The organism is Paraburkholderia sp. RL18-085-BIA-A (assembly GCF_046027075.1).
GTDB lineage: Bacteria > Pseudomonadota > Gammaproteobacteria > Burkholderiales > Burkholderiaceae > Paraburkholderia.
Window position 1 is genome coordinate 17,045 of record NZ_JARESU010000101.1, and the last position, 14,444, is coordinate 31,488.

Genomic DNA, 14,444 nt, shown 5'->3' on the forward strand with positions numbered 1-14,444 from the left:
ATGAACGCGAATCACCGGATGCCGCGCGACTGGCTGCTCGTGCTGCCACTGGGCCTGTTCTTCATCGCGTTTGTGGGCGTGCCGCTCCTGCTCGTCGCGCTGATCAGCCTGCACAACGACACAGCCATGACGCATTTCGGCATTCGCCAATACATGGTCTTCTTTGGCGACAGCTACAACCGGGGCATCCTCTGGCAAACGCTCTGGCTCGGTGTCGCGACCACGCTGGTGACGATCGTGCTCGGCTATCCGGTGGCGCACCTGTACGTGGTGAGCCCGCCGCGCTGGCGGCGTGTTCTGGTTGTGCTGATCCTGCTGCCGCTTTTGACGAGTTCCGTGGTGCGCACGTTTGCGTGGGTCGTCATTCTCGGCAATGAAGGACTGGTCAATGCGCTGCTGATGGCGCTCGGGCACACGGGCCAACCGGTCAAGCTCCTGTACACGCCGCTCGCGGTGATCCTCTCGCTTGCGCAAATCGAATTGCCGTTGATGGTGTTGCCGCTCGTCACTACGCTCACTTCGCTCGACACGCGCTTGCCCGAGGCGTCGCATGCGCTGGGCGCCAGCAGCTGGCGCACCTGGTGGAAGATCACGGTACCGCTCGCCATGCCGGGTTTGCTCAGCGGAACCTTGCTGGTGTTTACCGGCGCGGTCAGCGCGTTCGTGGTTCAAACCCTGGTGGGCGGCGGCCAGCTGATGTACATGCCGTTCTACATCTACGAACAGGCCATCCAGACGCAGAACTATCCGTTTGCGGCAACGCTTGCCGTGATCCTGCTGGTGAGCGTGCTTCTCGTGGTGACCCTGCTCAACTATTTCGGCCGCAAGACCCGAGGCTTTGTCCATGGCTAAATCCACGCTTGCCGCCTTGGGCGTCATGCCGGCGCGCCGCACCCAGCCGGGTCGCCTGTCTTTCACTGCAGTGATGGGCTTGATGGGCGGCATAGGGCTGTTGATGCTGATCGGGCCCACGCTGATCGTCCTGGTGACGTCGCTCACGTCGGGCTACTCGTTGAAGTTTCCGCCGCCGGGACTGTCATTGCGCTGGTATCAGGCGCTGATCTTCGATTCGCCGGAGATCATTGACGATCTGCTGTTGAGCCTGAAGCTGGCTGCCGCTGCAACCGCTTGCGCGACCGTGCTGGCGGTCGCCGCCGCGGTGACGCTCGCGCGCCGTCGCACGTTCGGTGCGCGACTGCTCGATTCGTTTTTCATGGCGCCGCTGACCATTCCGTCGCTGGCGCTCGGTCTGGGCATCCTGATCCTGTTCAACCTCGAAAGCGCGGGGCTCTCGTTCTACAGTCTGCTCGCCGGACATATCGCGCTGTGCGCACCGTATGTGCTGTACACGACGTCGGCCAGTTATGCGCAACTGGATCCCGCGCTGCTCGACAGTTCGACGTGCCTCGGCGCGAGTAGCTGGTTTACGTTTCGCCGTGTCGTACTACCGGCGCTGGTGCCGGGCATTGCGTCAGGGGCGTTCATTGCGTTCATGAATTCGTTCGATAACGTCGCGCTGTCGCTGTTCCTGTCGGACGCGAGATCTGAAGTGTTGCCCATCCACCTGTGGCATATCATCGAGGACAGCCTCGACGTGCGGGCGGCCGCGGCCTCGGGCGTACTGATTATCGCGACCTTGATTTCCATGCTGCTGATGGAGCGGCTCGCCGGCTTGTCGCGGCAGTTTCGCTAGCCGCCGCAGTCAACCCCTTCCTTCGATCAGGCAGAACCGTGCGCAAGATACTTTCCAACGTCAGGGCATTACACGGCACCGAACAGCGTTATGAGCCGCGACGCGTCGACGTCGTGATCGAAGGCGAGCGCATCGCCGCTATCGTGCCGGGCGGCAGCGCGACCGACGGAGAATGCATACCGCTCGACGACTGCGTGCTGGTGCCGGGGCTCATCAACGGCCATCAACATTCGCACGAGCATTTTCATAAGGGACGGCTCGAAAACCTGCCGCTCGAGTTGTGGATGCACTACGTGCGCGCGCCGCGCCCCGTGAAGCTGACGCCGCGTCAGGTCTATCTGCGAACGTTGATTGGCGCGCTCGAATCGCTGCGCAGCGGGACAACCACGCTCGTCGACGACGTGAGCCTCGGTCAGGCCATTGACCCCGCCGCCGTCGACGCGATCTTCCAGGCCTACAAGGACGCGGGGATTCGCGCGCTCGTGGGGTTCTCGATGATGGATCGCGCGATCGTCGATAACTTCCCGGAGGTGGACAGCATTTTCCCGCCTGCGCTGCTTGCGCAACTACGTGCGCAGCCGCGGCCCTCTCCCGATGCGTTCTTCGCGCTGCTGGAAAGCGAGTTGGCGCATCACCATCCCCAGCATGATCGGGTGGGCATGCTGATCGCCCCTTCCGCGCCGCAGCGCTGCACGCCGGAATTTCTCGCGCGTTGCCGCGAATTTGCCGACACACATGATCTGCCGGTCATCATCCACGTTCAGGAAACCCGCTTGCAGGTGGTAACGGCGCAAGCCTTCTACGGCAAGTCCATGGTGATGCGCCTTGCCGAACTTGGATTTCTGCGGCCGGGCACGTCGCTGATCCACGCGGTCTGGTTGTCGGATGCGGAGATCGCGTGTCTGGCTCAATCTGGTGCGAGCGTGCAGCACAATCCATGGAGCAATCTGATGCTTGGCTCGGGCGTTCAACCGGTGCGCGCGCTCCTCGATGCGGGCGTCAACGTGAGTCTCGGCTCCGACGGCTGCGCGTCGACGGTCACCGTCAATATGCTCAACGTGCTTGGCAGCGCCGCAGCGGTATCGAAGATACGCGGCGACGATTATTCGCGCTGGTTGTCTGCAGCGGAAGCGCTGCATGCGGGGACCATTGGCGGCGCGACGGCGCTCGGACTCGGCAGCCAGCTCGGTGCAATCGAGCCGGGTTATCGCGCCGACCTGGTCGCGTACCGGACTGACGCGATCAGCTTCACGCCGTTAGCCGATCCGGTTCGGCAACTGGTGTATGCCGAGCGCGGTGCCGCTATCGACAGCGTGTTTGTTGCGGGAGAGGCAGTCATGCGGAACGGACGACTCACGCGCGTCGATGAAGGCGCGCTGCTGCGGGAGATCAATGCCGCCTACGAGGCACTGGGCGCGGAGTTCGACCTCGCGGATGAATCCGTCGCGCCGCTGCGCGCGGAGATGGAGAAGGTCTACGCGCGCGCCCAGGCACTGCAGACCAGCTGGCAACCTCATCCGGCGAAACTGGCCGGATGACGACGCCGGACTCCCGCGCGAGGCAATCCAGATGCCCGCCGGTGCTGAGCCTGCGACGCGCAGCTGCGGGGCCGCATACGTTGACGTACACATTGCGGATTTCGTCCGCCTACAATCATTCAATGTCATTCTGAGGGCCCGAGGGCACACGTGATGTTTGATAAGCCAACACTGGACACGAACAAAGGCCCCGCCTATCTCGCGTTGGCCGACGAACTGATTCGCTACGATACGACGAGCAGCCGTTCGAATCTCGGCCTGATCGAAGCGATCCGAGACCGCTTTCGAGCCCATCACATAGAAACGCTGCTGGTCTATGACAGGGCCAAACAAAAAGCAAATCTGTTCGCGACATTGCCGGCCTTTACCGGGGAAACGAACGGCGGCGTCGTGCTGTCCGGGCACACCGATGTCGTTCCCGTAACCGGCCAGAACTGGTCAAGCGATCCATTCGACCCGGTCATCCGCGGCGATCGACTCTACGGCCGCGGCTCGTGCGACATGAAAGGCTTTATCGCAGTGACGCTCGGCCTGTTGACCGATATCCAGAAGCGCCGGCTACGCGAGCCACTTCATTTCGCCTTCTCTTTCGACGAGGAGGTCGGCTGCCTTGGTGCGCCCCTGCTTCTGGCTGAACTTGCGGAACGGGGCATCAGGCCTGCTGGCTGCATCGTCGGCGAGCCGACCAGCATGCGCCCCGTCGTCGCCCATAAGGGCAACAACGCCTACCGGTGCTGCGTCAAGGGAGTAGCCGCCCATTCGTCGCGTACGCCAAGCGGCGTCAACGCGATCGAATACGCCGCGCGCCTGATCTGCCGGATCCGCGATACCGCTGATGCCCTCCGCCGCAACGGCCCGTTCGATCGCGCATTCGACGTACCGTATTCAACGGCGCAAACCGGCCTGATCCAGGGCGGCAACGCGATCAACACGATTCCCGACGATTGCGAATTCTTCTTCGAATACCGCAATCTGCCCTCCGAAAACCCGCAATGGTTCTTTGAGCAGATTGCCCGCTATGCCCGCGAGGAACTCGAGCCACAGATGCGCGAAGTCTCCGATGCCGCGGCGATCTCATTTGAAAAGGTCGGCACAACGTTGTCGCTCGACAGCGCTGAACAAGCCGCCATCACTCGACTGGTACGCACGTTGTGCAATGACTTCGAAACACGCAAGGTGACTTATGGCACCGAAGCCGGCCTGTTCTCGCAAGCGGGAATTCCCACGGTCATTTGCGGCCCGGGCAGCATCGACGATGCGCACAAGGCCGACGAATCCGTCGAACTTTCACAGCTGGCCGAATGCGACAAGTTTTTGCGGCGCGTCCTCGACACGCTCACGCCCCCCTGAATCGCATCGCCATCACAGGCCATGAATGAGGATCGCCTCCAGGTCGTCGTTTTCTTCCTCCGGGCCGTGCAACCGCAAGGTCGCCTGGATATGCTCGAGATGCTCGTCCATGATCTTTTGCGCCAACTTCACGTTGCCCGCTTCCACTGCGTCGATCAGACGCGCGTGTTCGTCGTGCAGACACGCCTGCGCGGTAGGCGCGTTGTAGAGCAGGATCGTCAGGCACGTGAGCATCTGCAAGCCGCGCATGGTCCGTTCGATGAAGCGGTTACCCGACACCTGCGCGAGCATCACGTGGAATTCGCCTGAAAGCCGTACCGCGGTGCGCCGGTCATCACGCTTACGGGCCTCGTCTTCCTGTGCCACATGCGCGCGCAAACGCGCCAGGTCCTTCTTCGTGGCGCAACGGCACACCTTTTCAATGATCGGCAATTCGATCTGACGCCGTGCCTCGAACAACTCGCGCGCCTCCTCCACCGTCGGGCTCGCAACAAACGCGCCGCGATTCGGCACGATCGTCACGACAAGTTCGTGCGCCAGTTGCTGCAACACCGTCCGCACAGTGGTCCGGCTCACGCCGAAAATAGCGGCGAGCCGGTCTTCGGCGAGCTTCGTGCCGGGCTGCAGCCGATGCTCCGAAATCGCATTCATCAAGCGCTCGTAAATCACGTGGCGATGGGCGCCGTCGAAGGAGCCAGCCACTTCGTTTTCGGCAGTCTTCGCCCTCTTCTTATCAGTCGGCATGAAAGGGTCCTGGTAATGAGTTGAATCACGACAAGGGCAACGTGCGCGGTTGAATGCACCGATTGCACTGCCGCGCCGCAGTGCAGATTATCGCCGATATTGCACACAAGTTAGGCGCCGGATTGTATTTCTGTTGCGAGAGAAAATTGTGCGATTGTGCGCACCACTTCTTGAATGCTCAAGCTAAAGAGGCTTGAGCGGGTGATGCCCAGTCACTGTGCCGAGCGCAACATCGCGGTGCAGAGTCGGCCCTTTGGCCACATTGTGGTGCGCCTTTTCGAGGACATGTCGAGCCATGATTGTGTACAATTTTCTCGATTATTATAAAACAATATGCTCAACATCCTGTAAACAAAGCGATGCGCTAGTGCGCACACGAAACGCCGCTCGCTGGCACGGTCTTCGCTAAACGTCATCAAGCCCCCGCGTGCGGCAAGCCATCTGCCAGCGCGATTCCCTGACGCCCCAGATCCCGTCATGCAAAAACTGCTCCTGGCGCACGGCAGTGCGCTTTCCAATCTCGCGTTGTTCGTCGCGGTCGATACCGGCCTGTTCGAGCGCCATGGCCTGCAGGTCGAAGCACCCCCGCTGGCACATTTCAGTTCCACCGCCGCATTGCTGAGAAGCGGCGAGGCTGATCTCGGCACCACCGGCTTTACACAGCCGCTGGTCGATCATGCCCAGCCCGATCCGCTGCGCATTGTCGGCGGCAGCGGCAAGCTCGGTATGGCGCTCATGGGACAGCCGGGCCTGTCGATGAGCGATCTGCGCGGCCAGCGCGTCGGAACCTTCGCCGACGATCCAATGGAAGTCCTGCTGCACGATGCACTACGGGTAGGCGGGATTGCCCCGATCCAGATCGAACGGGTGCTATACCCGTCGCTCGCCGACGCAGTCGCCGATCTGACCAGCGGTCGACTCGCGGCGCTAACGTTAATCGAACCGTGGATTTCCCGCCTTCATCTGCGCGGCTTCGAGGTGCTTTGCGACGGCCTGCACGCATGGGGCGGCGACTATCCCGACACGTTGCTCGTCGCCCGCAAGAGTTTTCTCGACGCGCATCCCGAGATCATCTGCGCGGCCTTACGCGCGATGCTCGATGCGCAGGAAGCGATCACGAACAATCCCCGCGCAGCCCTGCGCGCCAGCGCGTACCGCTACCCCGAATTCACGCTCGACGAACTGCTGGCCGGCATCGCTGCGCAACCGCCGATCATCGATATTCGCCCGCTTCGCGAGTGCATTCTCGCACGTGCCCGGTCGTTGGAGGCGCTCGGACGAATGCAGGTTTCAGGCTCGATCGGAGAGATTTTCAGCTTCGATCTGCTGGCACAAACGCTCGCGCAGTTGCCTGTCGAAACTGTCACATCCCCATCAGCCGCTCAACCTCTGTAAGGACCACGCGATGTTCAGGAAATTTGTTCAGCAAGACCCGAATGGTTACCCATTGACCGAACTCGGCAGTACGCGACGCGAATTCCTGATGCGCGGTGCGTGTCTGGCCGGCGCCTCGGCGTTGGGCGGTGCCTATCTTCCGCAGGCGATGGCGGCCGGCCCGCTGACCCTCAAGGCGACGCACGGCACGGGTCTCTGCAATTGTCCGTTCTTTCTCGTCAAGGAACGCAATCTCGCGCAGGGCGTCGCGCTCGACTTCGTGACGACCCCGTCGAACGCCGACATCGCGGCGCTGTTCGGCGCGGGCGTGGTGGATGTGTCTGTCGTTCCGTACACCAACTTCATGACGCTCTACGATGCTGGCGCACCGATCAAGATCGTCGCAGGCTCGGGCGTGCAGGGCTGCGTGATCGTCGCGCAGGCGGGCATCACGTCAGCGGCCCAACTGCGCGGCAAGACCATCGGCACATTCCAGGCCGATACGCTCGAAATGCTCCCCTACGATTACCTGAAGAAGGCCGGCATGAGCTTTGCCGATGTCAAGGTGCGCTACTTCGGCACGTCGCCGGAGCTGGCGCAGGCGTTCATCGCCGGGAACGTCGATGCAATGTGCCACATCGAGCCTTACGCGACGCAGGCATTGAAGGCGAGGCCCGGGTCCGTGCAGCTTTCGAACGGTGTGGATGTATACGGCGCGAACTACTCCGACTGCGTTCTCGCGGTGCGCAGCAAGCTCCTGAAAGAAAACCGCGATGCCGTGAAGGCGCTGATCAAGGCGATGATGGTCGCGCAGCATCAGGAAGAACTGGACCGCGCCTCGGCCGTCAAGGACACCGTCGGCAAGTACTTCAAAACCAGCTACGACGCCACGCTCGACGCGGCCGCGAAACAGCCTGCGATGGTCGATCAGCGCAGCAACCAGAATTTCATCCTGCAGCGGGCGCAGAATCTGAAGGACCTGCGCTACATCAAACAACTTCCTGGCCCTGACATGTTCGACTGGGGTCCGCTCAATGAGGTAATCAAGGAAAACAACGATGTCTATGGCCAGCTCAAGCTGAAATCCGCATGAAAGCCGATCCGACGACCCTTCTCGCGCACCGACACGCGGTGCGCCCGGTGGCGAGTGGCCGGCCGCGCGCGGGTCTCGTCCGGCGACTGGTGCCGCTCGGCTGGGGCGTCGCCTCGCTGGCGTGCTTCATCGCCGCGTGGGAACTGGCGTGGGCCGCAGGTTGGGCCGACCCGCTTCTACTGCCGCCGCCGCACATCTTCCTGCGCAACTTCGCGTCGCAAGCGCAGTACTTCATCCCGACTGACGTCATTGGCGAGACTTCCAACGCGACCGCGCTGAAGTCGCTCGCCATGACCATCGTTGCGACGACATTGCGGGTGCTAAGCGGCCTTGTGCTGGGTTTCGTCTGCAGCGTGGCGATGGGCGTCGCGATCCGCTACTTCCGGCTGTTCGGCAATCTGACCTTGCCGACGATTACGCTGTTAGCGCCCATCTCGCCGATTGCGTGGCTGCCGGTCGCGATCTTCCTGTTCGGAATCGGCAATGCGCCAGCCGTCTTCATGGTCTTCATTTCGCTCTTTTTTGTCATGACCGTCTCGACGATCAGCCAGATCGACAACGTCAGCCGCACCCACCTTAACGTCGCCGCTGTGATGGGCGCGACGCGCGCGCAGACGTTCCGTCATGTGATTCTGCCGGCCATTTTGCCGTCGCTCTTCATGGTGCTGCGCATGAACCTGTTCGGCGCGTGGATGGTAGTGCTGGTGGCGGAAGCGACCGGCGTCGGCAGTGGGCTCGGCCAGGTGGTCATGCTCGCGCGCAATACGTTCAATTCGAGCCTGTCGTTCTTCACGATGACGCTGATCGGCGTCACCGGCTTCGCCTTCGACGTTGCGCTGCGAATCGTCCAGCGCAAAGTACTGTTCTGGGTGCCAAGTAACGGCTTGGGGAAATGATATGAGCCAGAATGAATCAGCTTCCGTGCAACCGCCGCTCGTCACCTGCAAGGGCGTCGGCAAGACCTGGCAGACAGATGGCGCACCGTTCGTTGCCTTGCGTGACATCGACCTGAATATCGCTCGCCGCGAATTCGTCGTGTTCCTCGGCCCGAGCGGGTGCGGCAAAAGCACTCTGCTCTATCTGATCTCAGGACTGGAACAGGTATCCAGCGGCCGCATCATGTGCGGCGGCGCCGAAGTGAGCGGGCCGGGCACGGACCGTGGACTCGTCTTCCAGGACGCCTCGCTCTTTCCGTGGCTGAGCGTGGGCGAAAACATCACCTTCGGCCTGAAAATGCAGCACATGCCCAAGCAAAACCGGCGGCGTGTCGCAGAGGAAATTCTCAAGCGTGTCGGTTTGTCTGAAGCCATCGACAAACGGCCCGACCAACTCTCGGGCGGCATGCGCCAGCGTGTAGCAGTGGGGCGTGCACTCGCGCTGAAACCCGAGATACTGCTGCTCGACGAGCCGTTCGCCGCGCTGGACGTGCAAACCCGTGCGAAGATGCAGGACTTCCTGATCCAGGTCTGGCAGCAAAGCAACGTGTCGATGGTGTTCGTCACTCACCACATCGACGAAGCCATTGCGCTCGCCGATCGCATCGTCGTGTTTACGGCACGCCCCGGGCGTATCAAGACCATCATTCCAGTCGATCTGCCTCGTCCGCGGGACACGCGCAGCCGGGCGTTCCATGATCTCAGCGTCCACCTGACCGACCTGATGCGCGACGAAGTCGATCGCGCCTTCGCTGAGCAGGAGCGGGTCCGATGAATCCGTCGGTAACCCTGAGCACACTTCGGGTCGCGGCACTGCAATTGCCCCCCTGCACGACCGACCTTTCCAGCAACGAGGCCGCAGCATTCGCCGCCGTGCGCGCCGCCGCCGATGACGGCGCCCAGTTGATCGTCTTACCGGAACTCTCCATGGTGCCGTATTTCGCGAGCGCGCCGGGCGGGCAATATCGTGACTGGGCTGAGCCCGCCGACGGTCCCCTCGCCGCACGCTGCGCCGCGCTGGCCAGGGAGCGTGGCATCGCCCTGTTCGTACCGTTCTACGAAATCGATCAGGCGAGTGGCCGGTATCACAACGCCGTGCTCGGTTTCGATGCCGACGGCAAGCCGCTGCGCGCCGGCCCGGTTGCGCGCAAGCTTCACCTGCCAGTCGGCGACGACCCGCCGCCCGGCTACGACGAAGCCGCGCACTTCACGCCGGGCGACGCACTGCACGTCGTGCAGGTAGGGGCGTGGCGCATCGGCGTTCTGGTCTGCTACGACCGCCGCTTTCCAGAATGTTGGCGCGCATTGCGTGCGGCCGGCGCGGATCTCGTCATCGTGCCCGTCGCGGGCAGCGGCGGCGACGATATGGATTTCTTCGTCGGGGAGCTGCGCACGCACGCACGGGAAAATGGCCTGGCGGTCGTTTGCGCGAACAAGATCGGTGACGAATTCCTCGATGGCGTGCGCATCGACAACTATGGCGAGTCGTGTGTGATTGCCGCCGACGGCGCTGTACTCACCCGACGGCCTGGCAACGAAGGACCTGGCATTGTCAGTGCGACGCTCGCGCATGCACAGATCGCGGCGACCCGCGAAAGGCTCTCTTACTTCGACCATCGGCGTGTCGATCTATACGACACACCATCGTTCTGAAACTCACCTCCATTCAGGTAAAAGCAACTATGTCCGAAACATTGATTGTGGCTGGCTGGATCGTCAAGGGCGTGGCCGACCGGCACACCGCTGAGGTCATCCGCGACGGCGCGCTGTATCAACGCGACGGCGTGATCGTCGAGATCGGCGATGCGCAGGATCTGGTCGCAAAGTATCCGAACGCGCCGCGTCTCGGCTCGCCCGATACGGTGTTGATGCCAGGCTTCGTCAACAGTCACCATCACGTGGGCCTGACGCCGCTGCAACTCGGCTCCCCGGACCACGCACTGGAACTGTGGTTTGCAAGCCGGATGGGTACGCGCGAGATTGATCTCTATCTCGACACGCTCTACTCCGCGTTCGAAATGATCGCTTCCGGCATTACTACCGTGCAGCACATCCACGGCTGGCGGCCAGGGCCGTTGTCGGCGATACACGAAGCGGCTTCGAGCGTTCTGAAGGCCTATCAGGACATCGGTATGCGCGCGTCGTACAGCTTCGCCGTGCGCGAGCAGAACCTGCTCGTCTACGAAGCCGACGAAGACTTCGTCAAACGCTTGCCGGCCGACATCGGACCTAAGCTCGCCGCGCATCTGAAAGCGCAGCAAGTTCCTCTGGCCGAGCATCTCCAGTTGTTCGACATGCTCGTCCAGGATAACGAAGGACAATCACTTACCAAGATTCAGCTTGCACCAGCGAACCTGCACTGGTGCGGCGATGACACCCTACTCGCCATCAAGGAACGCGCCGATAAAGCCGGTGTACCGATGCACATGCATTTGCTCGAAACCGCCTATCAGAAGGAATACGCGCGCCGCCGGACCGGCAAGACGGCCGTCGCGCACCTGAACGATCTCGGTCTGCTCGGTCCGTCACTGACCCTCGGCCATGGTGTGTGGCTGACGGAAGAAGACATCGAAATGGTCGCGCACACGGGAACTTGCATCTGCCACAACTGCAGTTCGAATCTACGCTTGCGAAGCGGCGTCGCGCCGTTGAATGCGTTTGCCAGGCATGGCGTCACGGTAGGTATGGGTCTCGACGAAGCCGGTATTAACGACGACCGTGACATGTTGCAGGAGATGCGCCTCGCACTGCGCGTACACCGGACGCCGGGAATGGACGACGACGTGCCGACGTGCCCGCAGATACTGAAAATGGCCACCGAAGATGGCGCTCGCACCACGCCGTTCGGCGAGCAAATCGGACGCCTCGAAGCCGGACGCCTGGCCGATCTCGTGCTGATGAACTGGAAGACGGCCACATATCCGTATCAGGACGATAACATTCCGATACTTGATGCACTCATGCAGCGCGCCAAAACGAATGCCGTCGATACGGTGATGATCGCTGGCGAGGTTGTGTACAACGAAGGTCGCTTCACGCGCGTGGATCGTGATGCAATCCTGCGCGAGATCGAGCAGATGCTGGCGAAACCGCGCGCCTCGCAGGATCAGGCCAAGCGTGAATTGGGTTCATCGGTGTTTCCCTACGTGAAGGCGTTCTACAGCGAATATTTTGCCCAGACGCCCAACCGCGAGCCCTTCTATGCTCCCTCGTCACGAACCTGATCCGAAGACTGACGCCCCCGATGTCCTGACGACCATGTCGCCAGTTTCGGCGGCCATCAGTCCGTCGATCGGAGTGTCTGTTGAAATGGGACAGCCTCAGTTCAACTGCTGGGTATTAGGGTTCTGTCGCGGTAAGGCAAGCGGATCAAGCAAAGATGATATGCGAAGGATGGCTTGCGAAACTAACGAGTAAAATTGCTGGGCGGCAGACAGCGAAGTTCTGCCCGAACATTTCATCTGCCCTTTCTTGATCATGTGCATGACTTCGATGCCGCTCAGAATGACACGCGCGCAGTCAAAGTCCTTGAACCCGAGCATCGGTCTGGTGCGACGTTTGATGGCCCGATGGTCCTGCTCCACCACGTTGTTCAAATACTTGACCTGCCGAACCTTGATGGGCGTCTCGCGCTCGGCGTTCACCGCATGAAGCGCCGCCAGATTGGAACCGCTTTTGTCGATGGTCACCGTCTCGGGTGAACCGTTCTGACCAATTGCCTTTTCAAAAAAACGCCGGGCAGCAGCCTTGTCCCGCTTGGCTCTGAACAGAAAGTCGATGGTGTTGCCGGCCTTGTCCACTGCGCGATAAAGATACTTCCACGAGCCTTTGACCTTGATATAGGTTTCATCCATGCGCCAGCTCTTGCCCACCGGGCGTTTGTGCTTGCGGAACGTTTTTTCGAACAACGGTACCAGTTTGATCACCCACCGATGCACGGTCGAATGGTCGACGCCGATGGCGCGCTCAGCCATCATCTCCTCGAGATTCCGAAGACTAAGCGAATAGGCCACATACCATCGCACGCACAGCAGCATCACATCCAGCGGATAATGAAGCCGCTTCAAAACCTTGGCAATGCCTGCAGCAAGGGCCGTTCGTGGTCTCGCGATCTTCTTCATCGTGTGGCCAGAGCGTTTTCGTCCGCCTCGAATTTTACCTCGCCCGCGTTAATGCGACAGACCCCGCCAATGAACACAAAGAAAATCAGTCGATCCGGGTGGCATGAAACGCTGTACGTTTGGCATGCTTCGATGCATCCATTCGCTTGAACGAGCGTCGCCCGCATCACATACTGACGTCAACCGAACGCCATCGGATTGCTATCCACTATTCGGAAATACCGTTTAGTGCCAGAAGACCTTCTGCGCGCAGAAGGGTAAAGCCTTTCCGTTAAATGGCGAAACCTTAAATGACCTTCTACCGAGTCGGGTGTACGTATGCTTTTGACCCTCCTATTAGAACGCCTCGACCAGCGGCTGGAAAATATCCACCGGACCCGTCTTGATGAATACCTCGCAGCTTCGAAGGATATTGCCGAGCTTGAGCGTCGGATGAAAGAGTTTGACGGTTAGCTCGTGCCGGCCCCGGTGGCGAGGGATTCGCGATAGCGGCGCCAATGCCCCGCTTCATGCCCGCCGCGAGGACGAATCTTCTCAGGACAATGCGTCGTCGTCATTTTTCGCAGGCGGCTCAGGTGGGGCATCTTTCATCCGCCAAAGGAGCGCACCTTACCGCGGCTATGCGTCCGTATAAGCAGGCAACGCTAACGCGGTATCGGCATATCCAACCGTAGAGTAGATTCTCCCTTCCGCAAAACCTATGCTGCTCTGATCGGGAAAGCGCTCGCCGCTTACGTATGGTGAGAGCCATTCTCTGACAGAGTGTCTAGAGTCGTAGTGGGTTCAGCATTCGCGGGTGGGAAGAAATCGGCGGATGACTGCGACGCGCACAAAATGCTTCGAGATAACAAACATGTAATCCGAGAGACAGGATCAAGTCATCGGCGGTTGAGCAGAATAGAGCAATCCGCCCGGATCAGCGGACGAAAGGCGCCAAGGCGCGTTGATAGTGAATGCAATAGGAGATTGCCATGTTCATCTATTTGATCCGTTATCACGCTGACTGCGGCCGTTGGTCGGTCGCCTTCGCACAGGCCGTTTCCCAGTCCGACGCTGAGACGATTGCAACCGGCCGTTATGGCGATTTCCATTCCGTCAGCCGAGCCGGCTCGGTCCGAGTATAGAAAACGTAATTGTGGTGGAGGCGCTATGGAATTCGACGCATTTATCAGACACGCCGAAAGGGACGTCAAATCGCGCAGTCGAGCGAGCTTTGCCGGACGACCGCGCGCCAGACAGTCGACGAATGGCGTGTGGGCTTTGCCAAGCACCTTCGCCGCCGCCACAACCACGGCTCAGTACGCGACGATCTGTCCGCAGATGTGCTGACGGACTTCTTCTGGAACGTGTGTGAAGGTAGTCGTTGCGAATGAAACCGGAAGACTCAATCGAACCGCTGAAAGCCTGCGTGCACTTGATGTTTGATCTGTTCTTCAAATCCGCCTCCTAACGTCTCAATCCTCCTGGCCTCCTTGTGTTTCGAGCAGTCACACTCCTTCGTCAAGCTTAAGACGACGGGTCATCGATCTTGGGGCGGTCATCTATCTTAAAGGAAGGTATCTCTTGCGAAACTTCACGTTTCACAACCCCACAAAG

General features: G+C 60.7%; 13 protein-coding genes and 1 pseudogene. 12 read left to right on the forward strand and 2 right to left on the reverse strand.

Annotated features, from left to right (window positions below; translation table 11 throughout):
* From P0D89_RS38485 to argE, 4 genes are all read left to right on the forward strand, one after another.
* Positions 1 to 852: an ABC transporter permease gene (locus P0D89_RS38485; RefSeq protein ID WP_408366655.1), complete on the forward strand. Its 852-nt coding sequence runs from the start codon at positions 1 to 3 to the stop codon at positions 850 to 852.
* A complete protein-coding gene (locus P0D89_RS38490; protein ID WP_408366653.1) occupies positions 845 to 1,693 on the forward strand; it encodes an ABC transporter permease in 849 nt (282 codons plus the stop codon). Before P0D89_RS38485 ends, P0D89_RS38490 begins: the two co-directional genes overlap by 8 nt.
* Positions 1,694 to 1,731: 38 nt before the next feature.
* Positions 1,732 to 3,231, forward strand: a complete 1,500-nt coding sequence (locus tag P0D89_RS38495) for an amidohydrolase family protein (protein WP_408366651.1) — start codon at positions 1,732 to 1,734, stop codon at positions 3,229 to 3,231.
* Positions 3,232 to 3,384: 153 nt separating this feature from the next.
* Entirely contained in the window at positions 3,385 to 4,581 is a 1,197-nt protein-coding gene (argE, locus tag P0D89_RS38500) for an acetylornithine deacetylase (RefSeq protein ID WP_408366649.1), read from the forward strand.
* Between the two features lie 12 nt (positions 4,582 to 4,593).
* Here argE and P0D89_RS38505 read toward each other — a convergent pair whose 3' ends face one another.
* Positions 4,594 to 5,325: a GntR family transcriptional regulator gene (locus P0D89_RS38505; RefSeq protein ID WP_408366647.1), complete on the reverse strand. Its 732-nt coding sequence runs from the start codon at positions 5,323 to 5,325 to the stop codon at positions 4,594 to 4,596.
* Positions 5,326 to 5,802: 477 nt separating this feature from the next.
* Between P0D89_RS38505 and P0D89_RS38510 the strand changes: the two genes are divergently transcribed.
* From P0D89_RS38510 to P0D89_RS38535, 6 genes are read left to right on the forward strand one after another with little or no spacing between them, the layout of a single operon-like run.
* Positions 5,803 to 6,720, forward strand: a complete 918-nt coding sequence (locus P0D89_RS38510) for an ABC transporter substrate-binding protein (RefSeq protein WP_408366645.1) — start codon at positions 5,803 to 5,805, stop codon at positions 6,718 to 6,720.
* Positions 6,721 to 6,730: 10 nt separating this feature from the next.
* Positions 6,731 to 7,792, forward strand: coding sequence for an ABC transporter substrate-binding protein (locus P0D89_RS38515; protein WP_408366643.1), 1,062 nt, complete (start codon positions 6,731 to 6,733; stop codon positions 7,790 to 7,792).
* Positions 7,789 to 8,688, forward strand: a complete 900-nt coding sequence (locus P0D89_RS38520; protein ID WP_408366641.1) for an ABC transporter permease — start codon at positions 7,789 to 7,791, stop codon at positions 8,686 to 8,688. Before P0D89_RS38515 ends, P0D89_RS38520 begins: the two co-directional genes overlap by 4 nt.
* A gap of 1 nt (position 8,689) precedes the next feature.
* Complete coding sequence (locus P0D89_RS38525) at positions 8,690 to 9,502, forward strand: ABC transporter ATP-binding protein (RefSeq protein WP_408366639.1); 813 nt, start codon at positions 8,690 to 8,692, stop codon at positions 9,500 to 9,502.
* A complete protein-coding gene (locus P0D89_RS38530; RefSeq protein ID WP_408366637.1) occupies positions 9,499 to 10,380 on the forward strand; it encodes a carbon-nitrogen hydrolase family protein in 882 nt (293 codons plus the stop codon). The genes P0D89_RS38525 and P0D89_RS38530 overlap by 4 nt, the downstream gene beginning before the upstream one ends.
* Positions 10,381 to 10,409: 29 nt before the next feature.
* On the forward strand, positions 10,410 to 11,951 hold the full coding sequence (locus P0D89_RS38535; RefSeq protein WP_408366635.1) for an amidohydrolase family protein: 1,542 nt from the start codon (positions 10,410 to 10,412) through the stop codon (positions 11,949 to 11,951).
* Positions 11,952 to 12,128: 177 nt separating this feature from the next.
* Here the strand turns inward: P0D89_RS38535 and P0D89_RS38540 are convergent.
* Positions 12,129 to 12,848, reverse strand: a pseudogene (locus P0D89_RS38540) (IS6 family transposase); the annotation flags it as partial.
* 318 nt (positions 12,849 to 13,166) lie between these two features.
* Here P0D89_RS38540 and P0D89_RS38545 point away from each other — a divergent pair.
* Both P0D89_RS38545 and P0D89_RS38550 read left to right on the forward strand, forming a co-directional pair.
* The gene (locus tag P0D89_RS38545) at positions 13,167 to 13,301 is read left to right on the forward strand and encodes a DUF3563 family protein (protein WP_408366633.1); all 135 of its coding nucleotides are present in this window, start codon (positions 13,167 to 13,169) and stop codon (positions 13,299 to 13,301) included.
* A gap of 518 nt (positions 13,302 to 13,819) precedes the next feature.
* Complete coding sequence (locus tag P0D89_RS38550) at positions 13,820 to 13,972, forward strand: hypothetical protein (protein ID WP_408366631.1); 153 nt, start codon at positions 13,820 to 13,822, stop codon at positions 13,970 to 13,972.
* Positions 13,973 to 14,444 lie beyond the last annotated feature (472 nt).